Annotated in this window: 1 rRNA gene; it reads left to right on the forward strand. The window is 50.8% G+C overall.

What is annotated here, in order from left to right:
• Window positions 1-329, forward strand: a 16S ribosomal RNA gene (locus JCM17207_RS13195); the annotation flags it as partial.

The raw sequence follows: 329 nt of genomic DNA on the forward strand, positions 1-329 counted from the left end.
CCTGGCTCAGGACGAACGCTGGCGGCGCGCCTAACACATGCAAGTCGAACGGGATGAATTCTTACTCCGAGTCTTTTGCAGAGTTAGCCGAAAAAGCGTCATTGATGCGTAGCATCAATTAGGCTTTTTAAGTAAGACTAACACAAATGTAAAGGGTTGGGAGTAAGGATTCATCTAGTGGCGAACGGGTGAGTAACGCGTGAGGAACCTGCCTCAAAGAGGGGGACAACAGTTGGAAACGACTGCTAATACCGCATAAGCCCACGAGACCGCATGGTCTTGAGGGAAAAGGAGCAATCCGCTTTGAGATGGCCTCGCGTCCGATTAGC

The sequence above is a fragment of the Faecalibacterium gallinarum genome (genome assembly GCF_022180365.1).
GTDB lineage: Bacteria > Bacillota > Clostridia > Oscillospirales > Ruminococcaceae > Faecalibacterium > Faecalibacterium gallinarum.